Here is a 23,219-nt window from a genome sequence, read left to right as displayed (position 1 = left end):
AGCCATGAGCCAGACCACTCTCGAAGCACCCGAACTCGTCACCCCCCAGCGGAGGTCCACCGGCGGCCCGGCCGCCCGCACCGCCCGCCGCAAGGCCGTCCTGCACTGGATCGCCGTGCACTCCCTCGGCGTCGCCGCCGCGCTGTTCTTCGTCCTCCCCTTCGTCTTCGTGCTGCTCACCTCGCTGATGAGCGACCAGCAGACGCTCACCCGCGACCTCGTCCCCGACACCTGGCAGTGGGACAACTACACGCGCGTGCTCGACACCCCGGGCTTCCTCACCTGGTGGCGCAACACCCTGCTGTACGCCGGCCTCGGCACCGTCCTCACCGTGGTGTCCTCGGTGCCCGTCGCGTACGCCCTCGCCAAGTTCCGCTTCCGCGGCAGCCGGCTCGCGCTCATGCTGGTCATCTCGATGATGATGCTGCCGCCGCAGGTCGTCGTCATCCCGATGTACCTGTTCTGGGCCAAGCAGCTCGACCTGTCCGGCAGCCTGTGGCCGCTGATCATCCCGATGGCCTTCGGTGACGCCTTCTCCATCTTCCTGCTGCGCCAGTTCCTGCTGACCATCCCCAACGAATACCTCGACGCCGCCCGCGTCGACGGCTGCGGCGAACTGCGCACCCTGCTGCGGATCGTGCTGCCGATGGCCAAGCCCGGCATCGCGGCCGTCGCCCTCTTCCAGTTCTTCGCCGCCTGGAACGACTACTTCGGGCCGCAGATCTACGCCTCCGAGAACCCGGCCGCCTGGACCCTCAGCTACGGCCTGGAGTCCTTCAAGGGCGCGCACCACACCGACTGGAATCTGACCATGGCCGCGACCGTCCTGGTCATGGCCCCCGTGATCCTCGTCTTCTTCTTCGCCCAGAAGGCCTTCGTCGAGGGCGTCACACTGACCGGAGTGAAGGGCTAGCCCACTGTTATGAAGCTGACTGTCGTGGGGGGCGGCTCCACCTACACCCCCGAACTGATCGACGGGTTCGCGCGGCTGCGCGACACCCTGCCCGTCACCGAACTCGTCCTCGTCGACCCCGCCGCCGACCGGCTCGAACTCGTCGGCGGCCTGGCCCGGCGGATCTTCGCCAAGCAGGGCCACGAGGGCCGCGTCACCACCACCTCCGACCTCGACGCCGGCGTCGACGGCGCCGACGCCGTCCTGCTCCAGCTCCGGATCGGCGGCCAGGCCGCCCGGGAACGGGACGAGACCTGGCCCCTGGAGTGCGGCTGCGTCGGCCAGGAGACCACCGGCGCCGGCGGCCTCGCCAAGGCGCTGCGCACCGTCCCGGTCGTCCTCGACATCGCCGAACGGGTCCGCCGCACCAACCCGGACGCCTGGATCATCGACTTCACCAACCCCGTCGGCATCGTCACCCGCGCCCTGCTCCAGGCCGGCCACAAGGCGGTCGGCCTGTGCAACGTCGCCATCGGCTTCCAGCGCACGTTCGCCGCGCTGCTCGGCGTCACCCCCGCCGAGGTCCACCTCGACCACGTCGGCCTCAACCACCTGACCTGGGAGACCGCCGTACGGCTCGGCGGCCCCGAGGGCGAGGACGTGCTGCCCCGGCTGCTCGCGGCGCACGGCGACGCCGTCGCCGACGACCTGCGCCTGCCGCGCTCCGTCCTGGACCGGCTCGGCGTCGTCCCCTCCTACTACCTGCGCTACTTCTACGCCCACGACGCCGTCGTCGAGGAACTGCGCACCAAGCCCTCCCGGGCCGCCGAGGTGGCCGCCATGGAGAAGCGGCTCCTGGAGATGTACGGCGACCCGGCGCTCGACGAGAAGCCGGAGCTGCTCGCCAAGCGCGGCGGCGCCTTCTACTCGGAGGCCGCGGTCGACCTGGCCGCCGCGCTGCTGGGCGGGGGCGGCTCCCCGTACCAGGTGGTCAACACGTACAACAACGGCACGCTGCCCTTCCTGCCGGACGACGCCGTCGTCGAGGTGCAGGCCGCGGTCGGCGCGCAGGGCCCGGCGCCACTGCCGGTCGCCCCGCTCGACCCGCTGTACGCCGGGCTGGTCGCGCACGTCACCGCCTACGAGGACCTGGCCCTGGACGCGGCGCTGCGCGGCGGGCGCGACCGGGTGTTCCGGGCGCTGCTCGCGCACCCGCTGGTCGGGCAGCTCGACCTCGCCGACGGGCTGACGGACCGCCTGATCGCGCACAACCGGGAGCACCTCGCGTGGGCCTGACCGGAGCGCTGCTGGCGATCGACGCCGGCAACAGCAAGACCGACGTCGCGGTGCTCGGCCCGGACGGCACGGTCCTGGGCACGGCCCGCGGCGGCGGCTTCCAGCCCCCGGTGGTGGGGGTGCGGACGGCGGTCGACGCGCTCGCGGAGATCGTCGGCCGGGCGTGGGAGGCGGCCGGGGGCGCGGCCCTGCCACCGGCCTTCGCGCAGGTGGCGGCGTGTCTGGCGAACGCCGATCTGCCGGTGGAGGAGCGGGAGTTGAAGGCCGCCCTCCAGGAACGCGGCTGGAGCTCCTCCGTGGCGGTGTACAACGACACCTTCGCGCTGCTGCGGGCCGGGGTCGACGAGCCGCGCGGGGTGGCCGTGGTCTGCGGGGCCGGGATCAACTGCGTCGGCATGACCCCGGACGGGCGCACCGCCCGCTTCCCCGCGATCGGGAAGATCTCCGGCGACTGGGGCGGGGGCGGCGGACTCGCCGACGAGGCCCTGTGGTTCGCGGCGCGCGCCGAGGACGGCCGGGGCGGCCCGACCGAGCTGGCCCGCGCGCTGCCCGCGCACTTCCAGCTGCCCAGCATGTACGCGCTGATCGAGGCGCTGCACCTGGGCCGGATCCCGCCGGAGCGCAAGCACGAGCTGACGCCGGTGCTGTTCCGTACGAGCGCGGAGGGCGACCCGGTGGCCCGGTCCCTGGTGGACCGGCTGGCCGACGAGGTGGTGGCGCTCGCCACCGTGGCGCTCGGCCGGCTGGGGCTGCTCGCCGAGGCGGCCCCTGTGGTGCTGGGCGGCAGCGTGCTCGCCGCGCGGCACCCGCGGCTCGACGCCCGGATCGCCGAACTCCTCGCGGCCCGGGCCCCGAAGGCCCGCACGCTCGTGGTGACCGCCCCGCCGGTGCTCGGCGCGGGCCTGCTCGCCCTGGACGCGGCCTCGGCTCCCCCGGAGGCGGCCCGGCGGCTGCGGGAGCACTACGCCTGAGCCGCCACCTGACACAGCCGTGCGGGGCGTCCTTCCGGGGGCGCCCCGCACGCGTGTTCACTCGTTCGAGGACGTTCGGGGTGGAACCGATTCCGGCCACCGCTCGTGTTCCTGAGGAAGGGGGTTCGCCTGCGACGCGCAGGGGGACATGGGGCACGATAGGAACAAGATCGAGTCAATCCCGGTGTGCCGGGCGGGCGCTGCGGCCATACTGCTGGCCGGGCAGGAGTCGTCCGCCGACCCGCCGGCAGGACGGGTCGACGTCGGAGACCGAGGGGGAGGTCACGTGACATACCCGCCGAAGGCGCCCGCCGCCTCGGCGGCGCAGGGCACCGCGGCCGCGCGGCCGGGGGCCGGTGTGCCCGCGCAGGCCGGGCCGGCCGCGCCGGGGCCCGGTGTGCCGCCGCCGCCCGCGGGGCCGGGGCCCTGGGCCGAGGCGCGCGCCGTGCTGCGCCGGGCGGCGACCACGGAGCCGGGCCGACTGCGGATCCTGGGCGCCGTGCTCGCGCTGCTCGTCGTCGCCTTCGGCGCCGTCACGGCCTACGAGGTGCTGGACCGCTCCTCGTACGCGGACGACGTGGTGGGCCGCAGCCAGCCGCTGAGCGCGGACGCCGCCGACATCTACCGCTCGCTCGCCGACGCGGACGCCACCGCGGCCAGCGGCTTCCTGGCCGGTCCGCAGGAGTCGGACCAGCTGCGCAAGCGGTACGCGGACGACATCACGACCGCCTCGCGGCTGCTCGTGCGGGCCGCCGCCAGTACCGACGCGGACGGCGGCTCGGCCCGCGAGATCGCCACCCTGAGCGAGCACCTGCCGCGCTACACCGGCCTGGTGGAGCGGGCGCGGGCCGCCAACCGGCAGGGCCTGCCGCTCGGCGGGGCCTATCTGCGCTACGCGAACCTGACGATGACCCAGCAGCTGCTCCCGGCCGCCGAGCGCCTGTACGCGGCGGAGACCGAGCGGCTGCACCGGGACGACGACGAGGCCCGCACCTGGCCGTTCCTGTCGATCGGCCTGGGGCTGCTCGCGCTCGCCGTGCTGGTCTGGGCGCAGCGCCGCAACTATCTGCGCACCAACCGGGTGTTCAACCGCGGACTGCTGGGCGCGACGGCCGCCTGCGCGGTGGCGCTGCTGTGGCTGGTCGCCGGGCACGGGCTCGCGCGGGCCGGGCTGGGCGACGCGCGGGCGCACGGCCAGGAGTCGCTCCAGGTGCTCAACGAGGCGCGGATCGCCTCCCTGAAGGCCCGTGCCAACGAGAACCTGGCGGTGGTCGGCCGCGGCGCCGTGCTCACCGAGGACGGCAAGCGGGACAAGTACGAGGCGGACTACACGGGCAGCGTGGCGACGCTGACCGCCGCGCTGGAGGCGGCCGGCCGGCTCGCCGACGACGAGGCGGGCCGCTCCCCGGTGGCGGAGGCCACCGCCCGGACCGGCGAGTGGCGCACCCGGCACGGCGAGGCCCGGCTGCTGGACGACGCGGGCGACTTCACCGCCGCCATGAACAAGGTGATCGGCAGCACCGGCTCGACCGGCGAGTCCTTCGACCGGGTCGATGCGGCCCTGGGCCGGGCGCTGTCGCACGAGCAGGACGAGTTCACCCGGGCCGCCGAGGGCGGCCGGGACGCGCTGACGGGGCTGCCGCTGGGTGCGGCGGTCCTCGGGGTGCTGGCCGCGGGCTGCGCCGTGACCGGCGTCAACCGCAGACTGTCGGAGTACCGGTGAGAGGGGGCGGGATGCGGCCGGAGTGGTGGGGGCGGACGGCCGGGACGGTCCCCGGCCGGCCCGCCGCCGCGGCGGGTGCGGAGACGGGCGTTCGCGCGCCCGCGCGGCGCGGCACGGACCGGCCGGGCGGCCGGGGCGCGCGCGGGGCGGCCCGGCTGCGCGGCTGGGGCGGGGTGGCCGCGATGGGCGTGGCCTGTGCGCTGACCGCCTCGCTCGCCGTGTTCGCGCTGCCGCGCACGGCCGGCGGGGCCGCGCCCTCTCCCGGCCCGGGCCCGGGCGTCGGCGAGGGCGTCCGGGTGCGGGCGGAGAGCGCGGACAGCTGCCGCGACCCGGAGGCCTCGCTGACGCCGTCGACCGCCGACGGCCCGGCGGTCACCCGGATCAAGAAGCGCGGCAAGCTGATCGTCGGCGTCGACCAGAACAGCTACAAGTGGGGCTTCCGCACGCCGCCGACGGTCACCCGGATGCCGGACGGCTCGGTGAAGGAGACGCCGGGCGAGCTGGAGGGCTTCGACATCGACCTGGCGAAGGCCATCGCCAAGTCGATCCTCGGCGACGAGAACGCGGTGATCTTCCGCGCGGTGCCGACGAACCAGCGGATCGCCGCCCTGGAGGGCGACAAGGTCGACCTGGTGGTGCGCACCATGACGATCAACTGCAAGCGCGTCCAGCAGGTCGCCTTCTCCACCGCCTACTTCCAGGCCGGGCAGCAGGTGCTCGCGCCCAAGTCCTCGCCGATCACGGGCTACGACAGTTCGCTGAGCGGCAAGCGGGTGTGCACGGCGGAGGGTTCGACGGCCTTCGAGGCGCTCCAGGAGAAGTCGTTCGGCGCGGTCTACAAGGACGTCGGCGACGGCACGAAGGACGATCCGGACCTGCTGACCGTGCCCAACCAGCTGGACTGTCTGGCCCGGTTGCAGCTGGGCGAGGTCGACGCGGTGGTCACGGACAACGCGCTGGCGGCCGGCCAGGCCGCGCAGGACCCGGCCGTCGAGCTCAAGGGCCGGCCGTTCACGACCGAGTACTACGGGGTGGCGGCGAAGCTGCACAACGACGACCTGGTGCGCCGGGTCAACCAGGTGCTCGTGGAGTACCGGCAGGGCCCCTGGCAGCGGGCGTACGAGAAGTGGCTGAAGGCGGACCTGCCGGGGATCTCCGGCCCGCCGGCCCCCAAGTACCGGTAGGCGCGGACACCCGGCCCCCGGCGACCCACCCCCGAAGAAACCGACCCCCAGGACACGCAGCACCAGACGAGAGGTGATCGATGGGCCTCGCGGGACCCCCCGGTCCGGTGATGGACCGGGACGAGGTGGACCGTGCGCTGGCGCGGCTCGGCGCGGAGCACAAGGCGGTCGAGGACTCCCTCCTCGCCCTCCAGGACCACGCCGGGCGCAGGCTGCTGGAAGGCGCCGAGCTGACCGGCACGACCCGGGAGCGCTGGGAGGGCGCCGAGCGGTCGATCACGCTGCTGTGGGCGTACTTCGACGCGTACACGGCCGCGCTGCGCGAGGCCCGGGAGATCCGCGCCCGGCGCCGCTGGCCCGGGCGCGAGGAGCTGGTGGAGCTGACCGAGCGGCTGCGCGGCGAGAGCGTGCTCGTGCCGGGCGGTGCCCTGGAGCGGTCGGCGCTCGCCGAGCGGTTCACCCTGGACGGGCTGGTCGCGCGGATGAACGAGCTGTACGCGGCCTCCCTGGACGTGGTGGTGACCGCCGACGCGGTGTGGTCGGCGCTGCCCGCGCGGATAGACCTGCTCGCCGCGGAGCTGGGCCGGACCCGGTCGCTGGCGCACTCGGTGGGCGTGCGGCCCGGGGAGCACCCGGCCGGGGACGAGCTGGAGTCGATCACCGCCGAGCTGACCGCGCTGCGGGCGCAGGTGGTGTCGGACCCGCTGGCCTTCTGGCGGCCCGCGCAGGGCAGTTCGGCGCCGGGCGGCGGCCGGCCGGACACCGGGCGGTACGACACGGCGGCGCGCGCCCTGGAGGACGTCCGGCGCGAGATCGAGGCGGTGCTCCAGGTCCGGCAGGACGCGGAGGAGCGGCTGCTGCGGCTGCGGGACGTGCTGTCCCGGGCGGACCGCACGCTGGCGGAGGCGCGGGCGGCGCGGGGCGAGGTGCTGGCGAAGATCGCGGCCTCCGAGGTGCCGGCGGTGAGCGGCCCGCCGGTGGCGCTCCAGGAGCGGCTGGCGGCGGCGGCCGAGCACCGCAGGCACGCGCGCTGGCACCGGCTGTCCCCGCTGCTCGACGCCCTGGAGCAGGAGGCGGAGGAGGAACTGCTGCGCGCCCGCGAGTCGTTGACGGCGGTGACGGCGCCGCTGGCGGTCCGCGCGGAGCTGCGCGGCCGGCTCGACGCGTACAAGGCGAAGGTGGCGCGGCTGGGGGCGGCGGAGGATCCGCTGCTCGTGGAACGGTACGACACGGCGCGCCGGATGCTGTGGAGCGCGCCGTGCGACCTGCGGGTCGCCGAGCAGGCGGTGCTGCGCTACCAGCAGGCGGCGGCCGAGACGCTCTCGGGGCCGCGGGATCGCAGGGGGAACGAGTGGTGAGCGGGGGAACCGACGTGAGCAGCTGTCAGCGTCCGGCGTGCGAGGGTTCGTACGAGGACATGGGCGGCGGCGAGCTGTACTGCGACACGTGCGGGCTTGCCCCGGTCGTCGCGCCCGGCGGGATGCTGCAGGCGACCAGGACCGGGATGGCGGTGGCCGGCCGGGGCGGTGACTCGGGGCGCTCGGCGCCGTCCTCGCGCACCTCCGCGCCGTCCTCGCGGTCGGCGCGCTCCTCGGCGTCCCGGCGTTCGGTGTCGGGGCGGCTGTCCCGCTCGCTGTCGGGGCGCGGCTCGGGCCGTTCGGTGTCGGTGCGCAGCTCGGGCTCGACGGGCGGTGCCTCGGGGCGCGGCCGGCTGGGCGCGGGCCTGGTCACGGTGCCGGAGGTGCCGCGTCCGGATCCGCGTGCCGCGGTGATGGAGCGGCCCGAGGTGCCCGAGAGGAAGCGATTCTGCTCGCGTTCCGACTGCGGTGCCCCGGTGGGCCGTTCGCGCGGTGACCGGCCGGGCCGCACGGAGGGCTTCTGCACCAAGTGCGGGCACCCGTACTCCTTCGTGCCCAAGCTGCGCGCCGGCGACGTGGTGCACGGGCAGTACGAGGTGGCGGGCTGTCTCGCGCACGGCGGTCTGGGCTGGATCTACCTGGCCGTGGACAAGGCGGTCTCGGACCGCTGGGTGGTGCTCAAGGGCCTGCTCGACACCGGCGACCAGGACGCGATGGCGGCGGCGATCTCCGAGCGCCGCTTCCTGGCGGAGATCGAGCACTCCAACATCGTCCGCATCTACAACTTCGTCGAGCACCTGGACCAGCGCACCGGCTCCCTGGACGGCTACATCGTCATGGAGTACGTGGGCGGCAAGTCCCTCAAGGAGATCGCCAACGACCGGCGCACCCCGGACGGCCGGCGCGACCCGCTGCCGGTCGAGCAGGCCTGCGCGTACGGCATCGAGGCCCTGGAGGCCCTCGGCCACCTGCACAGCCGCAACCTGCTCTACTGCGACTTCAAGGTCGACAACGCGATCCAGACCGAGGACCAGCTCAAGCTCATCGACATGGGCGCGGTCCGGCGGATGGACGACGACGAGTCGGCGATCTACGGCACGGTGGGCTACCAGGCCCCGGAGGTCGCCGAGCTCGGCCCGTCGGTGGCCAGCGACCTCTACACGGTGGCGCGCACCCTGGCCGTGCTGACCTTCGACTTCCAGGGCTACACCAACGTCTACGCCGACTCGCTGCCCGAGCCGGACGGCATCGAGGTCTTCCGCACCTACGAGTCCTTCTACCGCTTCCTGGTGCGCGCCACCGACCCGGACCCGGCGCGCCGCTTCGGCTCCGCGCAGGAGATGGCGGAGCAGCTGACGGGGGTGCTGCGGGAGGTCGTCGCGCTGCAGTCGGGGCGCCCGCGCCCGGCCCTGTCGACGCTGTTCGGCGCGGAGGTGCGGGTCACCGACACCGAGCTGTTCGAGGAGCTCACCGAGGACGTGTCGGTGCTCGGCGCGCGCGAGACCCGGCGGTCCCGGCGCTCGCTGCCGACCGCGGTGACCGGCCGGGCGGGCAGCTTCCTGCGCCCCTTCGACGTGCCGGCGACCGCGCTCGCGCTGCCGGTGCCGCGGGTCGACGCGGCCGATCCCAACGCCGGTTTCCTCGCGGGCCTGCTCGCCGCCGCGCCCGCCGAGCTGATCACCGCGCTGCACGCGGCGCCGGTGTCCTCGCTCGAACTGCGGCTGCGCGAGCTGCGGGCCCGCCTGGAGATGGGCGACCTGGTGGCCGCGGGGCGCAGCCTCGACACCCTGGAGCACGGGCACGGCGACGACTGGCGGGTGGTCTGGTACCGGGGCGTGACCTCGCTGATCGCCGGCGACCGGGAGAGCGCGGCGCTGTCCTTCGACGCGATCTACGACGCCTTCCCCGGCGAGCCGGCGCCGAAGCTGGCGCTGGCGGTGTGCGCGGAGCTGCTCGGCCAGCTGGACAACGCCGCCGAGTACTACCGGCTGGTGTGGGCGACCGACCCCAGCTACGTCAGCGCGGCCTTCGGCCTGGCCCGGGTGCAGCTCGCGGCCGGTGACCGGCCGGGCGCGGTGCGCACCCTGGAGTCGGTGCCGGAGTCGTCCATCCACTACACGGCGGCCCGGGTGGCCGCGGTGCGCGCCCGGCTGCGCCGCCGGCCCGCGAACGAGCCGCTGGGCGCGGACCTGACGGCCGCGGCGGCGCAGGTGTCGGCGCTGCAGGGCTTCGGCCTGGACGCGGTGCGGCGCGAGCAGCTGTCGACGGAGGTGCTCGGCACGGCCCTGGACTGGGTGCTCTCGGGCAGCCCGGGCGCGGGCCCGGCCGGCACGGTGCTGCTCGGCAGCGCACTGGACGAGCGCGGACTGCGCTTCGGCCTCGAACGCTCGTACCGGGTGCTCGCCCGGCTCGCCCAGCGCGGCGAGGAGAGGATCGAACTGGTGGAGCGGGCCAACCGCTTCCGCCCCAGGACGTGGGTGTGAGTATGTCGCTGAAACCGAAGCCCCCGCACCCCCTGGGGACCTGCCCCGAGTGCGCCGAACCGCTGGAGTCCGGGGACAAGTTCTGCGGGGCCTGCGGCTACGACCTGTCGGCGGCCGCGCCGCCCGACCGGCCGACGGTGCCGATCGCGCTGCCGGTGGAGTGGCCCGAGGCGCCGCCGCGGGACCCGAACTCGCTGACCACGGCGACCCAGCACCCCGGCGAGCTGCCCGGCACCGACTCGGGCGGCCGCGACCTGCCGACGATCCCGGTGCGGACGGACGGGGTGCCGGAGGCCCGGCCGGAGGCGGCGGGCCCGGCGGGGCACACCACCGACGGCAGCGGGGACTTCACCCTGCCGGCGCCCGACCCGCGGGCCGCGCTCGTGGCCGCGGAGGCGGTACGGGCGGAGGCGGGGGCCGGGACGGAGACCGGCGTTTCCGCGGCTCCCGGGGCTTCCGGTCCGGGCGACGGGCGGAAGGTGTGCGTGGCCTGCCGGGCCGGCCGGGTCGACGGCGACGGCTACTGCGAGCACTGCGGGCACGCCCAGCCGCGCGACCGCGACCACATGGAGGAGGCGCTGCCGGCGGTCGCCGCCGTCAGCGACCGCGGGCTGCGCCACCACCGCAACGAGGACTCCTTCGCCGTGGCCTCGGCCGCGCTGCCCGGCGGTGCGCCGGCCGCGCTCGCCGTGGTCTGCGACGGGGTGTCCTCCGCGACCCGCCCCGACGAGGCCTCCGCCGCCGCGGCCACCGCCGCCCGCACCGCGCTGGTCGCCGCGCTGCCCCGGGGCACCCACCCGCAGCAGGCCATGCAGGAGGCGATCGTGGCGGCCGCCGACGCGGTCACCGCGCTCGCCGAGCGCCCGGCCGCCGGCGAGCGGGAGCACCAGAACGCCCCGGCCTGCACCATCGTGAGCGCGATCGTCGCCGACGGGCTGCTCGTGGTCGGCTGGGTCGGCGACAGCCGGGCCTACTGGGTGCCCGACGACCGCGCCACCCCGCCCGCCCGGCTCACCGAGGACGACTCGTGGGCCGCGCAGATGGTCGCGGCGGGCCTGATGAACGAGGCGCAGGCGTACGCGGACGAGCGCGCCCACGCCATCACCGGCTGGCTCGGCGCCGACGCCTACGAACTGGAGCCGCACACCGCCGCGTTCAAGCCGGACCGGCCGGGCGTGGTGGTGGTCTGCACGGACGGGCTGTGGAACTACGCGGAGGGCGCCGAGGACATGGCCCGGGTCATGCCGCCGGACGCCGCCGAACGTCCGCTGCACGCCGCCCAGGTGCTGGTCGGCCACGCCCTGGACGGCGGCGGCCACGACAACATCACGGTCGCGCTGCTGCCGTTCGCGCTTCCGGCGCCCCCGCCCGCCGGCGCGGGCGTCCCGGGCCCCGGGGAGGGCGCGGCCTGAGCCGGCCGCCCCGCCCGCCCCGTACCGCTCCCGACGACCCCGACTCCCCCTCCGACCTTCCCTCTTCTTCTTCTCTTCTCGTGAGCCGAGGAGCCGAATCACCCATGGCGAACTTCTCCAAGCCGACCGGGCCGCAGTTCTCGGTGGACGTGTACCAGAACGAGTTCCTGCCGGAGGGCGGCCGGGACGTCAACGCGATCGTCACCGTGACCGCCACCGGCGGCGGCACCGCGCACGGCGCCCTGCCGGCGTCCGGCGGGTCCGCCGCCGTCGTCCTGATGCTCGACTGCTCGGGCTCGATGGACTACCCGCCGACCAAGATGCGCGGCGCCCGCGAGGCGACCGCCGCCGCCGTCGACACCCTGCGCGACGGCACCTCCTTCGCCGTCGTCGCCGGCACCCACCTCGCGCGCGAGGTCTATCCGGGCGGCGGACGGCTCGCCGTGGCCGACGCCCGCACCCGGGCCGAGGCCAAGGACGCGCTGCGCGCCCTGAACGCGAGCGGCGGCACCGCCATCGGCACCTGGCTGCGCCTCGCCGACCGGCTGCTGTCCTCCTCCGACGCCGCCATCCGACACGGCATCCTGCTGACCGACGGACGCAACGAGCACGAGTCGCCGGCCGACCTGCGGGCCGCGCTCGACGCCTGCGCCGGCCGCTTCACCTGCGACGCGCGCGGGGTCGGCACCGACTGGGAGGTCGACGAGGTGCGCGGCATCGCCTCGGCGCTGCTCGGCACCGCCGACATCGTGGCCGACCCGGCCGGTCTCGCCGCCGACTTCACGGCGATGATGGAGGGCGCCATGGGCAAGGAGGTCGCCGACGTCTCCCTGCGCCTGTGGACCCCGGTCGGGGTGGAGATCGGCTTCGTGAAGCAGGTGGCGCCGAGCGTCGAGGATCTGACCGGGCGGCGCACCGAGGCGGGCCCGCGCGCCGGGGACTACCCGACCGGCTCGTGGGGCGACGAGTCCCGCGACTACCACATCTCGGTGCGGGTGCCGCAGGCCGCGGTCGGCCAGGAGATGCTGGCGGCCCGGGTCTCGCTGATCGCCCCGGACCCGGCGGGCGGCGCGCCGGTGCCGCTGTCCCAGGGGCTGGTACGGGCGGTGTGGACGGACGACATGGTGATGTCCACCGCGATCAACGCCCAGGTCGCCCACTACACGGGGCAGGCGGAGCTGGCGGACGCCATCCAGCAGGGTCTGGATGCCCGCAAATCGGGCGATCACGACGGCGCGACGGCCAAACTCGGGCGCGCCGTGCAGCTCGCGGCGGCCTCCGGGAACGCCGATACCGCGAAACTGCTTTCGAAGGTGGTGGACGTGGTCGACGCCGCGACGGGTACTGTGCGTTTGAAGGCGAAGGTCGCGGAAGCGGACGAGATGACTCTCGAGACGCGCTCCACCAAGACCGTTCGCGTGAAGAAGTAGCCCGCGAGGGCGAGGAACGAGCAGCCCGACGAGGGCGACGAGGCCCGCGAGGGCGAGGACGACGAGAGGGGGAAGCACCGACATGCCGACCTGCCCGAACGGACACCAGTCGGTCTCCGACGACTGGTGCGAGGTCTGCGGCCACCGCATGGCGGCCGGGGCGGGTGCGCCGGCGGGTGCCGTACCGCCGCCTCCCCCGCCGCCGCCCGCGTACGGATATCCCGGCCCCGGCGGCCCCGGTGGCCCCGGCGGGCCGGTTCCGCCGCCGCCCGCCGCGCCCGGCGGCTTCGGCCCGGGCGGCGACCCGAACGCCACCGCCCAGGCGGAGCTGTGCCCGCAGTGCCGCACGCCCCGGGAGCACATGGCGCCGTTCTGCGAGGAGTGCCGCTGGAACTTCCTCACGAACACGGCGACCTCCTACACCCCGATCTCCCCGCCGAACGCGCCCCGCCCGCCGCAGGGCCCCGGCCCCGGCACGCAGGGCGGCCCGCCGCCCGGTCTGAACCTGCCGCCGGGCTTCCAGTCCCCGCCGGCCGCGCCCCCGGCCGCCCCGGCGCCGGTGCCGCCGCCGCACCCGGACGCCTTCGACTACCAGGGCTCCCGGCCCTCGCAGGTGAACCGGCCGGCCGAGCCGCTGGGCGCCGACCCGACGCACCACCAGGCGCCGCCGCAGCGCCCGCCGATGCCGCAGGCCCCGCAGCCGCCCCAGCCCCAGGCCCAGGCGCCGCAGGGCTTCCCGGCCGCGCCCCCGCAGGCCGCGCCGCCGGCCCCGCCGCAGCCGCGGGCGGACGACGACTGGATGCTGTCGCCGCCCTCGGTGCCGCAGCCGCCGGCCCCGCCCGCCCCGGCCCCGGCGCCCGCGCCGATGACCGGCCCCGGCCCGATGGGCCCGGGCGGCCCGCAGGGACCCGGTCAGGGACCCGGCCCGCAGGGCGGTCTGCCGCCGCTGTTCCAGCAGGGTCCGCCGCCGGTGCCGCAGCCCCAGGCCCCGCAGCCGCCCCAGCCGCAGGCCCCGCAGCCGCAGCTCGGCTGGACCGCGGTGATCGGCCCGGACCGCGAGTACTTCATGGCGATGATGCAGCGCAGCGGCCCGGAGGCCGGGGGGCTCAACCTCCCCGCGTACTCCCCCGAGCAGCACGTCCCGCTCCAGGGCAGCCAGGTCAGCATCGGCCGCCGCCGGCACTCCACCGGCGAGTCGCCCGACATCGACCTGTCGGTGCCGCCGGAGGACCCGGGCGTCTCGCACCAGCACGCGGTGCTCGTGGCGCAGCCGGACGGCTCGTGGGCGGTGGTGGACCAGAACTCCACCAACGGCACCACGATCAACGGCTCGCCCGACCCGATCCAGCCCTACGTTCCGGTGCAGCTGCGCGACGGCGACCGGGTGCACGTGGGCGCCTGGACGACCATCACCGTGCGGCGCGGCTGACCCGTCCGTCAGAGGTCCGGCAGCGGCCAGGCGTACGGCCCCTCGGGGTCGTCCAGCCAGGCCCACTGCCGGCCGCCGCTCACCGTCACCCCGAAGCGCTCGCGCTCCGGCCGCCGTTCGCGCTGCCAGAGCGCGAGCGCTTCGCGCAGGTCCAGGCGGTCGCCGACGAGCCCGACGAGGAACTGGAAGCCCTCGTCCTCGTACACCCGCCGGGGCACGCCGGCGGTGCGCGGGCGCGGGGTGCGGGCGCCGGCCCCGCGCAGCGGCACGAAGTAGGCGGAGCCGGCCAGGAAGCGTCCCTCGGCGCGGTCGGCGCCGAGGACGTCGAGCAGCACCAGGCCGGTGGAGAGCGGACCGAGGATCCGGGCGCCGGGGCGACACTGGGCCGGCCAGGCGTACGGGATCGCGGGCATCGCGCAGGTCGCCACGATCCGGTCGTACGGGGCGCGCTCGGGGCAGCCGCGGGTCCCGTCCCGGGTGACCACGGCCGGCCGGTGCCCGGCGGCGGCGAGGTGGGCGCGGGCGGACTCGGCGATCTCCTCGTCGAGTTCGACGGTGGTGACGTGCCGGTCGCCCAGGCGGTGGGCGAGCAGCGCCGCCTGGTAGCCGGTGCCGGCGCCGATCTCCAGGACGTCCTGCCCGTCGCGCACGTCGAGGGCCTCCAGCATCCGGGCCATCAGGGAGGGCTGGCTGGCCGAGGAGAGCAGCTCGCCGTCCCGGACCCGGGTGGCGAGCGCGAGGTCGCGGTAGGCGCCGCGCAGCCAGCGGACCCGGCGGGCCGGGTCCGGGTCGCCGGACCAGAGGCGTTCGTAGCCGGCCGGGCCGGCGACGTAGTAGGAGGGCACGAAGAGGTGCCGCGGCACCTCGGCGAAGGCCGCCCGCCAGGCGGGGTCGCGCAGCGCGCCGTACGCCTCGATCTCGCGCACCATCGCCCGCCGGGCCCGCGCGGCCTCCTCGGCGAACGGATCGCGCCGTACCTCCTGCATGGGTCCACTCTCCTGCGCCCCGCCCGGATCCGGCCACCGGCCCGGGGGCCTGATCCGGCCAGAGGTCCTAGACCTCCGGTCCTCCTCCGGTGCGTCTGAGACGATGGAACGGTGAACGAGATTCCGCGCGGCACGCTTCAGGAGCAGACCTTCTACGAGCAGGTGGGGGGCGAGGAGACCTTCCGTCGCCTGGTCCGGCGCTTCTACGAGGGCGTCGCGGCGGACCCGCTGCTCCGGCCGATGTACCCGGAGGAGGACCTGGGGCCGGCCGAGGAGCGGCTGGCGCTGTTCCTCATGCAGTACTGGGGCGGCCCCCGCACCTACAGCGACCACCGCGGCCACCCGCGGCTGCGGATGCGGCACGCGCCCTTCACGGTGGACCGGGCGGCGCACGACGCCTGGCTGCGGCACATGCGGGACGCGGTGGACGAGCTCGGGCTCGCGCCGGAGCACGAGGAGCAGCTGTGGCGCTACCTCACCTATGCCGCCGCCTCGATGATCAACACCGCGGACTGACCGCCCGCGCGGGGCGGTGCGGCGCCCCGCTCGGACCCGCCGCTCCGGCCCCGCTCCGGCCCCGCTCTGCCCCGCTCTGACCCCCCGCTCGCGGACGAACACATTCCGGTGACGTGGCGCCGGATAACGGTCACGATCGCATCAAGGTGCCCGCGAAAGCGGTTTCCGGATCCGATGCCCTCTGAAAGCATCCCAAGAACGTTCGATCGTGAACGATCACGGTGCTTTCAGGGGGGACCGGGTGACGGGGTTCGTACTTCTGCGCGTCAGGGCGCACCGGCTCCTCTTGGCGGCCGCCCTGCTCGCGGTCCTCCTGACCACCTCCGTCCTCGCCACCCTGGCCGCCTTCTCCGGCTCCATCGGCGACGCCGCGCTGCGCAGCACCCTGCGCGGCGGCTCCGCCCCGGCCGCCGCGCTCGTGGTCGGCGGCCGCGTCCCCGCCGACAAGCGCCAGAGCGCCGACAACGCTGTCCGGGCCGGTGCCGCGCGGACCTTCGACGGACTGCCCGTCACCCTGCGGAAACTGGAACGCTCCGGGCCGTACGCGCTGCCCGGCTCCCCGCAGCCCCCGGGCAGCCGCTCGGCCGAGCCGGACCTCACCGAGTTCGCCGCGCTCGACCGCACCCGGATCACCCTGGTCTCCGGCGCCTGGCCCCGGGCCGGCGCGGCCGGGGCCGCGATCGAGAGCGCGGTGCCCGAGGAGGCCGCCCGCCGGCTCAAGGTGGCGCCCGGCACGGAGCTCGACCTCACCGACCGGCTCGCCGGGACGACCCTGAAGACCCGGATCACCGGCGTCTACCGGCCGGTGGACACCGCCGACCTGTACTGGCAGCTCGACCGGGCGGCCGGCCGGGGCGTGAAGAAACTCGTCTTCACCACGTACGGCCCGCTGCTCACCGACCCGGCCGTGCTCGCCTCCGGGCGGGTCGCCGCCGGGGACACCTCGTGGCTGGCCACCGCCGACTACCGGAACGTCACCACCGACCGGATGGACGCCCTGCGCGCCGCGGCGACCGCGGGCCCCAAGGCGCTGACCGACGACACGGCCTCCTTCGGCACCACGATCAACGCCCACACCTCGCTGCCGGACGTCCTGGAGCGCACCGAGCGGGCCCTGCTCGTCTCCCGCTCCACCCTGTCCATCGTGGCCGTGCAGCTGGTGCTGCTCGCCGCCTACGCGCTGCTCCTGGTCGCCCGGCTGCTCAGCACGGAGCGTTCCGGCGAGACCGAGCTGCTGCGCGCCCGCGGTGCCTCCCGCCGCCGGATCGCCGGGCTCGCCGCCGTCGAGGCGCTGCTCCTGGCGCTGCCCGCCGCCCTCGCCGCGCCGCTGCTCGCCGGCCCGCTGACCCGGCTCTTCGCCGACCCCTCCGCGCTCGACGCGCTGGGCTCCGGCCTCGACACGGTGCCGCCGCCCACGGTGTGGCTGGTGGCCGGCGCGGTCGCGCTGTGCTGCGCCGCCGCCGTGGTCGCGCCCGCCCTCGCCACCCGCGACGGCGCCGCCGTGCGGCTGCGCGCCGGCCGCTCCGCCGCGCTGCCCGCGCCGGTCCGGGCGGGCGCCGACGTGGCCCTGCTGCTCGTCGCCGGCATCGCCTACTGGCAGTTGCGCCGGCAGACCGGCGACGGCGGCGGCGCACTCGCCGACGACCGCTCCGGCGGCCTCGGCATCGACCCGCTGCTCGTCGCCGCGCCCGCGCTCGCGCTGCTCGCCGGCACCGTGCTCACCCTGCGGCTGCTGCCGCCCGCCGCCAAGCTGGCCGAACGGCGCGCGGCGGGCGGCCGGGGACTGCCGGCGGCGCTGGCCGGCTGGCAGTTCAGCCGCCGTCCGCTGCGCGGCGCGGGCCCGGTGCTGCTCCTCGTCCTCGCCGTCGCCATGGGCATGCTGGCCGTCGGACAGCGCGACTCCTGGGAGCGTTCGCAGCACGACCAGGCCGACTTCCGCACCGGCGCGAGCGTCCGGGTGCTGAGCGCGGGCCCCGGCGAGATCGCCCAGACCGAGCAGCTCGCCGCCGTGCCCGGGGTGCTCGCCGCCGCGCCCGTGCACCGGGGCGGCACCGACCTGGCCGGGCGCTCCGCGACCGTGCTCGCCATGGACACCCGGCGGGCCTCCGACGGCCTGCTCTTCCGCTCCGACCTGGCCGGCGGCGACCTCGCGGGACGGCTCGCCGCCGTCGCCCCGAAGCCCGGCAAGCGGCCCGGCGTCGCGCTGCCCCGGGGCACCCGGGCGCTCCGCGTCGACCTGCGCGACAGCGCGCCGCCCGGCACGCCCGTCAACCAGGTCGTCGCGGTCCTGGAGGACGGGCACGGCCTGCCGTACCGCCGGCTCCTCGGCACCCTGCCCGCCGACGGCCGCAGCCACCGCTTCGAGGTGCCGCTGCCCGCGCTCGACGACGCCGGCGGCATCACGCTGACCGGCCTGGAGCTCGCCGGCCGTCTCCTGGAGGGCCGGGGCGGGCCGCGCACCCTGCTCGTGGAGCGGATCGCCCCGGTGACGGCGGGCGGCGGCGAGCAGCCGCTCGACCTGCGCCGGGCCCTCGCCGACTGGGGCGGGCGCTACGCCGCCGACCTGGCCACCGGGCGGCGCGTGGACGCCCCGCTGCGCACCCTCCCGGCCGGCGCCGGCGGGCTCTCGCTGGTCTTCTCCGCCGGCAGCGACCGGGTCGCCCCCGACGCGCCGCTCCGGCCGCGCCTCGACCAGTACACGCTGACCCTCACCGCGCCTCGCCCCGCGCCGCCGGGCGAGGTCCCGGGCATCGCGTCCGACGCCTTCCTCGCCGCCACCCGGGCCCGGCCCGGCGACAGCGTCACGGTCACCTTCGGCGGCAACACCCTGGAGGTGCGGATCGCCGGCACCGTCCGGGAACTGCCCACCACCGGCCCCGGCGCCCGCTCGGTGGCGGTGACCGCGGCCGACACCATCCCCGAGGACGGCGGCGGACTGCTCGTCGACCTCTACACCGCCAACCGCTATCTGGAGGCGCGCTCCACCGCCGTCCTGACCCCCACCGAGTGGTGGCTGACCACCGCGCCCGGCCGGGACGCCGAAGTCGCCCGGGCCGTCCGCGCGCGCTCGAACGCCGACCCCGGTCTGGTGCTCGTACGGGACGAGGCCGCCGCCGAGCTCCTCGGCGACCCGCTCGGCGCGGGCCCCAACTCGGCCCTGATGGCGGTCGCGGCCGCCGCGGCGGCGCTCGCCGCCGTCGGCTTCGCGGTCGGCTCGGCGGGCTCGCTGCGCGAACGCTCCCGCGAGTTCGGCGTCCTGCGCGCCCTCGGCGCGCCGCGCCGCCAGCTGGCCCGGCTGCTCGCCGCCGAACAGGGCGTGCTCATCGGCCTCGGCCTGCTCGTCGGCGCGGCCCTCGGCACGGTCCTCACCCGGGCGGTCGTCCCCCTGGTCGTCCTCACCGGCCAGGCCGAACGCCCGGTCCCGGAGACCCTGGTCCAACTCCCCCTCACCCACGTGACCCTGCTCCTCGCCGCCGTCGCCGCCCTCCCCCTGGCCATCGTCGCCACCATCGCCCTCCGCCGCACCGACCCGGCGGTCACCTTGCGCACCCAGGGGGACCAGTGAGCACGGGGACGGCGGCCGTGCCCCGCACCACCCCCGGGGGTCGCTGATGCCCGCCTCCCCGTCCCCGGGCCCCGCCCCGGCAGCCCCGTCCACCTCCCCCACCCGCGGAAAGGCGAACGCCATGCCCCGCAAGCCCGCCCGCGCCGTGGCCCCGTGGGTTCGCACCCGGTTGCGGACCCACTCGGGCAGTGCCCTCGCCTACGGTCTGCTCGTGCTGGTGACGGCCTTCCTCGCGGCCGCGCTGCCGCGGGCCGTCGACGGGTACGAGACGCGGGGGCTGCGGCACGCGATCGAGGCCGCCGAGCCGCGGCACTCCGCGGTGGCCGTGGCCGACTCGGTGGCCAGCAGTCTGTCGCCGGAGGCGCAGGCGCAGGCGTTCGCGCCCAAGAAGCTGCGGGACACCCGGGACCTGGTGCTGCCGCTGCTGCCGGAGCCGCTGCGGGCCGACCTGGCCGACTCGGGGTACGGGGTGCGGACGTCGAAGCGGCTGCCGGCCTCCGACCGCTGGCTGCCCCAGCCGTACGGCGTGCCGCCGGAGTTCGTCCTGGACGCGCCGGCCGGGCTCGCCGAGCACTCCGTGCTGCGGGCCGGCCGCGCGCCCCGGGCCGTCGGGGGCGGCGCCATGGAGGCGGCGGTCAGCGTGAAGACCGCCGAGGCGCTGCACCTGAAGCCGGGCTCGGTCGTGCACGTGCCGGGCAGCGACGGCGAGCCGAAGGCGGTCACCGTCACCGGGATCGTCGAGCCGCGGGGCACCGCCTCCGGCTACTGGGCGTACGACTCGCTGCGGCACGTCCCCGAGTTCACCGCCAAGGCCGGTGCCGAGCCGGTCTACTACTGGGCGGCCACCCTGCTGCTCGCGCCGGAGGGCGCGCCCGCGCTGGTGGGGACGACCGGCCAGCCCGAGCCGTACTGGCGGTTCACCCCGGCCACCGGCCACCTCACCGCGCAGGACACCGACCGGCTCGCCGCCGCGCTCGACTCGATGGGCGACGGGCCGGGCCTGGTGCGGCTGAAGAAGACCCTCGGCCCGAACAGCGCCTTCGTGACCGACCTGGACCGGATCGTGGCGGGCCACGCCGGCACCCGGGACGCGATCGCCTCGGTGGTCGCCGTCGCCGCCTTCGGCGTCGGCGCCGTCGCCCTCGTCGTCCTCGCCATGACCGGCGGTCTGTTCGCCGCCCGCCGGCACGCCGAACTGGCCCTGCTGCGCTCCCGCGGCGCCTCCCTCGCCGGCATCGGCGGGCGGCTGCTCGGCGAGACCGCGGTGATCTCCGTCCCGGCCGCCGGGCTGGGCCTGCTGCTCGCGGTGCTCCTGGTCGGCGCCGACAGCGCGGCCCGTTTCCTGCCGGCCCTCGCGGGCGCCGCGGCCGTGGCCGTCGTCGCCGCCGTGCTCCTGCCGGCCCGGGCGATGGTCCAGCACCGGCGGCCGCAGCTGCACGGCGGGCGCGAGGACCTGGTCTCCGCCCGCCCGTCCACCCGGCGCACGGTCGCCGAACTCACCCTGCTCGTCCTCGCGGTGGCCGCCGTGACCGCGCTGCGCCGCCGCGGCACCGCCGACGCCGGGGACCACCTGGTGAGCGCCGCGCCCGTGCTCGTCGCGCTGATCGCGGCGGTCGTGCTGGTCCGGCTGTATCCGCTGCCGCTGCGCTGGGCCGCCCGGCCCGCCGCCCGGGTGCGCGGCACCGTCGGCTTCCTGGCCCTGGCCCGCGCCGGGCGCTCCTCGGCCTCTGGCGCGCTGCCGCTGCTCGCCCTGCTGCTGGCGCTGACCACGGCCGCGTTCGGCGGTTCGGTGCTCACCGGTGTCGCCGACGCCCGCGACCGGGCCGCCTCTCTGGCCGTGGGCGCCGACGCCCGGGTGAACGGCGAGGGCGGCCGGGCGCCGCTGCCCGCCGGGCTCGCCGACGCGGTGCGCGGCGCCCCCGGCGTACGGGAGGTGTCGCCGGTGCAGATCGAGTACGGCCTGGAGCTGCCGTCCCGTCTCGGCACGGCCGACCAGGGCATGGGCGCCCCGCTGATCGGCGTGGAGCCCGTCTCGTACGCGAGGCTCGCGGCCCGTACCGGCTTCGGCGCGTTCGACGCCGGACTGCTGAAGTCCACCGGCACCGGCGGGCCGGAGCACACCGGCGACTCGGACCGGGTGATCCCCGCGCTCGCCTCGCCGAAGGTCGCCGAGCGCCTGGGCACGCGCCCGATGGAGATCATCGCGGCGGCGGGCCGCTTCCACGTGAAGGTGGTCGCCGTCCGCGAGGCCACCCCGGCCCTGCCCGACAAGGACTTCCTCGTCGTCAACGGCGCGGACCTCACCAACCGGGCGGCGACCGCGCTGCTCGTCACCGGCCCGGCCGGCGCGCCGCTGGACGCGGCGGCGCTGCGCTCCGCGGTCGCGGCGCACGGCAAGGGCCTCGGCGTGGTGCTGCGCGAGGAGCGGCGCGCCGCTTACGTCGACTCGCCGCTGCAGACCGGCGCCGAGGGGCTCTACCGGGTCGCGATCGCGGCGGGCGCCGGCTACGCGGTCCTCGCCGTGCTGCTGTCCCTGCTGCAGACCGCGCCGGAACGCACCACGCTGCTCGCCCGGCTGCGCACCATGGGCCTGACCCGCCGGCAGGGCCGGACGCTGCTCGCCCTGGAGGCGCTGCCGCAGGCCCTCCTCGCGGCGGCGGGCGGCGCGCTGGTCGGCTGGGCGACGATCGCACTGCTCTCCCCCGGTGTCGACCTGGTCCGGATGGCGCTGGCCGCCGCCCCGGACGAGGCCGTGGCGCTGGGCACCGCGCTGCGCGCGGACGGCTGGTCGCTCGGCGTGCCGGCGGCCGGCGTGGTGCTGCTGACCGGCGCGGTCGCCGGCGTGCAGGCCTGGTGGGTGGCCCGCAGGGGCTCGGTCAAGGAACTCAGGGCAGGAGACGCACGATGACGACGACTTCGGAGACCGCCGGTACGACGCTGGAGGAGCTGGAGCGGCGGGCGGCGGCGCGCCGGGACCGGCCCTCGTACGGGCACGACGCGCTGATCGCCTGCGACCGGCTGGTGCGCATCTTCACCACGGACGGGGTGGAGGTGCAGGCCCTGCAGGGCCTGGACCTGCTGGTGACGGAGGGCGAGCTGATGGCGCTCGTCGGCGCCTCCGGCTCGGGCAAGTCCACCCTGATGAACATCCTGGCCGGGCTCGACGTGCCGACCGCCGGCGCGGCCAAGGTCGCGGGCTGCGACCTGCTCGCCATGGACGGCAAGGCCCGGCTGCGCTACCGCCGCGAGGTCGTCGGCTTCGTCTGGCAGCAGACCGCGCGCAACCTCCTGCCGTATCTGACGGCGAGCCAGAACGTGGCGCTCCCCATGCAGTTGAAGGGCGGGCGGAGGGGCGGCGGCCGGCAGAAGGCGAAGCGGGCGGAGGAGCTGCTCGCGATGCTCGGCATGTCCGAGCACGCCGACCGCCGGCCGCACCAGCTGTCCGGCGGCCAGCAGCAGCGGGTGGCGATCGCCGTCGCCCTGGCCAACAACCCCTCGGTGCTGCTCGCCGACGAGCCCACCGGCGAGCTGGACTCGGCCACCGGCGAGCAGGTCTTCGCCGCCTTCCGGCGGGCCAACGAGGAGCTGGGCACGACGATCGTGATCGTCACCCACGACCAGGCGGTGGCCTCCGAGGTGCGCCGCACCGTCGCCATCCGCGACGGCCGCACCTCCTCCGAGGTGCTGCGCCGCACCGAGGTCGACGAGGCGGGCCGGGAGTCGCTGGTGGCCCGGGAGTACGCGATGCTCGACCGGGCCGGCCGCCTCCAGCTGCCCGCCGAGTACACCGAGGCCCTCGACATGCGCCACCGGGTGGCCCTGGAGCTGGAGCAGGACCACATCGGGGTGTGGCCGGACGACGCGAACTGACCGCCGTGGGCGGGCGCTCGGCTTCCAGGGCCTGTCCAGCGGATCACGGTCGGGCAGGCCGCGGCGTCTGTGCAGGGGGTCTCCCCAGGACCGCCAGGGCCGAG

At 76.3% G+C, this 23,219-nt stretch carries 15 protein-coding genes; 14 read left to right on the top strand and 1 reads right to left on the bottom strand.

Going from position 1 to position 23,219, the window contains the following annotated elements:
* Positions 1 to 4: 4 nt before the first annotated feature.
* From ACIGW2_RS24345 to ACIGW2_RS24300, 10 genes are all read left to right on the top strand, one after another.
* The gene (locus ACIGW2_RS24345; RefSeq protein ID WP_391656507.1) at positions 5 to 913 is read left to right on the top strand and encodes a carbohydrate ABC transporter permease; all 909 of its coding nucleotides are present in this window, start codon (positions 5 to 7) and stop codon (positions 911 to 913) included.
* Positions 914 to 922: 9 nt separating this feature from the next.
* On the top strand, positions 923 to 2,188 hold the full coding sequence (locus tag ACIGW2_RS24340; RefSeq protein ID WP_399845814.1) for a 6-phospho-beta-glucosidase: 1,266 nt from the start codon (positions 923 to 925) through the stop codon (positions 2,186 to 2,188).
* On the top strand, positions 2,179 to 3,159 hold the full coding sequence (locus ACIGW2_RS24335) for an N-acetylglucosamine kinase (protein WP_391656509.1): 981 nt from the start codon (positions 2,179 to 2,181) through the stop codon (positions 3,157 to 3,159). The genes ACIGW2_RS24340 and ACIGW2_RS24335 overlap by 10 nt, the downstream gene beginning before the upstream one ends.
* Before the next feature lie 286 nt (positions 3,160 to 3,445).
* Positions 3,446 to 4,882 carry a hypothetical protein gene (locus tag ACIGW2_RS24330; RefSeq protein ID WP_391656510.1) on the top strand — a complete coding sequence of 479 codons (1,437 nt, stop codon included), beginning with the start codon at positions 3,446 to 3,448 and terminating at the stop codon, positions 4,880 to 4,882.
* An 11-nt stretch (positions 4,883 to 4,893) separates the two neighbouring features.
* Positions 4,894 to 6,066 (top strand): glutamate ABC transporter substrate-binding protein, encoded by a 1,173-nt coding sequence (locus ACIGW2_RS24325; RefSeq protein WP_391656511.1) that lies wholly within the window; start codon positions 4,894 to 4,896, stop codon positions 6,064 to 6,066.
* 80 nt (positions 6,067 to 6,146) lie between these two features.
* A complete protein-coding gene (locus ACIGW2_RS24320) occupies positions 6,147 to 7,424 on the top strand; it encodes a hypothetical protein (RefSeq protein ID WP_399845810.1) in 1,278 nt (425 codons plus the stop codon).
* A gap of 59 nt (positions 7,425 to 7,483) precedes the next feature.
* Positions 7,484 to 9,907: a tetratricopeptide repeat protein gene (locus ACIGW2_RS24315; RefSeq protein WP_399845899.1), complete on the top strand. Its 2,424-nt coding sequence runs from the start codon at positions 7,484 to 7,486 to the stop codon at positions 9,905 to 9,907.
* 2 nt (positions 9,908 to 9,909) lie between these two features.
* Complete coding sequence (locus tag ACIGW2_RS24310) at positions 9,910 to 11,319, top strand: PP2C family serine/threonine-protein phosphatase (protein WP_399845808.1); 1,410 nt, start codon at positions 9,910 to 9,912, stop codon at positions 11,317 to 11,319.
* Positions 11,320 to 11,423: 104 nt separating this feature from the next.
* The gene (locus tag ACIGW2_RS24305) at positions 11,424 to 12,749 is read left to right on the top strand and encodes a VWA domain-containing protein (protein ID WP_391656514.1); all 1,326 of its coding nucleotides are present in this window, start codon (positions 11,424 to 11,426) and stop codon (positions 12,747 to 12,749) included.
* An 82-nt stretch (positions 12,750 to 12,831) separates the two neighbouring features.
* A complete protein-coding gene (locus ACIGW2_RS24300; RefSeq protein ID WP_399845805.1) occupies positions 12,832 to 14,178 on the top strand; it encodes an FHA domain-containing protein in 1,347 nt (448 codons plus the stop codon).
* Positions 14,179 to 14,186: 8 nt separating this feature from the next.
* Here ACIGW2_RS24300 and ACIGW2_RS24295 read toward each other — a convergent pair whose 3' ends face one another.
* Positions 14,187 to 15,164 (bottom strand): methyltransferase domain-containing protein, encoded by a 978-nt coding sequence (locus ACIGW2_RS24295; RefSeq protein ID WP_391656516.1) that lies wholly within the window; start codon positions 15,162 to 15,164, stop codon positions 14,187 to 14,189.
* A 111-nt stretch (positions 15,165 to 15,275) separates the two neighbouring features.
* Between ACIGW2_RS24295 and ACIGW2_RS24290 the strand changes: the two genes are divergently transcribed.
* From ACIGW2_RS24290 to ACIGW2_RS24275, 4 genes are all read left to right on the top strand, one after another.
* The gene (locus ACIGW2_RS24290; RefSeq protein ID WP_356070580.1) at positions 15,276 to 15,680 is read left to right on the top strand and encodes a globin; all 405 of its coding nucleotides are present in this window, start codon (positions 15,276 to 15,278) and stop codon (positions 15,678 to 15,680) included.
* Between the two features lie 241 nt (positions 15,681 to 15,921).
* Positions 15,922 to 19,245 (top strand): FtsX-like permease family protein, encoded by a 3,324-nt coding sequence (locus tag ACIGW2_RS24285; protein WP_399845802.1) that lies wholly within the window; start codon positions 15,922 to 15,924, stop codon positions 19,243 to 19,245.
* 121 nt (positions 19,246 to 19,366) lie between these two features.
* On the top strand, positions 19,367 to 22,153 hold the full coding sequence (locus ACIGW2_RS24280; protein WP_399845800.1) for an FtsX-like permease family protein: 2,787 nt from the start codon (positions 19,367 to 19,369) through the stop codon (positions 22,151 to 22,153).
* A complete protein-coding gene (locus tag ACIGW2_RS24275; RefSeq protein ID WP_391656519.1) occupies positions 22,150 to 23,115 on the top strand; it encodes an ABC transporter ATP-binding protein in 966 nt (321 codons plus the stop codon). Before ACIGW2_RS24280 ends, ACIGW2_RS24275 begins: the two co-directional genes overlap by 4 nt.
* Positions 23,116 to 23,219: the final 104 nt, after the last annotated feature.

It is taken from the genome of Streptomyces sp. NPDC053541, from assembly GCF_044544705.1.
Classification (GTDB): domain Bacteria; phylum Actinomycetota; class Actinomycetes; order Streptomycetales; family Streptomycetaceae; genus Streptomyces.
This window is presented reverse-complemented; position numbering and strand designations above follow the sequence as displayed.

Bases quoted from the DNA above. Each gene is read 5' to 3' on its own strand.
- ACIGW2_RS24345 (WP_391656507.1), top strand. From the start codon at position 5: ATGAGCCAGACCACTCTCGAAGCACCCGAACTCGTCACCCCCCAGCGG.
- ACIGW2_RS24340 (WP_399845814.1), top strand. From the start codon at position 923: ATGAAGCTGACTGTCGTGGGGGGCGGCTCCACCTACACCCCCGAACTG.
- ACIGW2_RS24325 (WP_391656511.1), top strand. From the start codon at position 4,894: ATGCGGCCGGAGTGGTGGGGGCGGACGGCCGGGACGGTCCCCGGCCGG.
- ACIGW2_RS24320 (WP_399845810.1), top strand. From the start codon at position 6,147: ATGGGCCTCGCGGGACCCCCCGGTCCGGTGATGGACCGGGACGAGGTG.
- ACIGW2_RS24315 (WP_399845899.1), top strand. From the start codon at position 7,484: ATGGGCGGCGGCGAGCTGTACTGCGACACGTGCGGGCTTGCCCCGGTC.
- ACIGW2_RS24310 (WP_399845808.1), top strand. From the start codon at position 9,910: ATGTCGCTGAAACCGAAGCCCCCGCACCCCCTGGGGACCTGCCCCGAG.
- ACIGW2_RS24305 (WP_391656514.1), top strand. From the start codon at position 11,424: ATGGCGAACTTCTCCAAGCCGACCGGGCCGCAGTTCTCGGTGGACGTG.
- ACIGW2_RS24300 (WP_399845805.1), top strand. From the start codon at position 12,832: ATGCCGACCTGCCCGAACGGACACCAGTCGGTCTCCGACGACTGGTGC.
- ACIGW2_RS24295 (WP_391656516.1), bottom strand. From the start codon at position 15,164: ATGCAGGAGGTACGGCGCGATCCGTTCGCCGAGGAGGCCGCGCGGGCC.
- ACIGW2_RS24280 (WP_399845800.1), top strand. From the start codon at position 19,367: ATGCCCCGCAAGCCCGCCCGCGCCGTGGCCCCGTGGGTTCGCACCCGG.
- ACIGW2_RS24275 (WP_391656519.1), top strand. From the start codon at position 22,150: ATGACGACGACTTCGGAGACCGCCGGTACGACGCTGGAGGAGCTGGAG.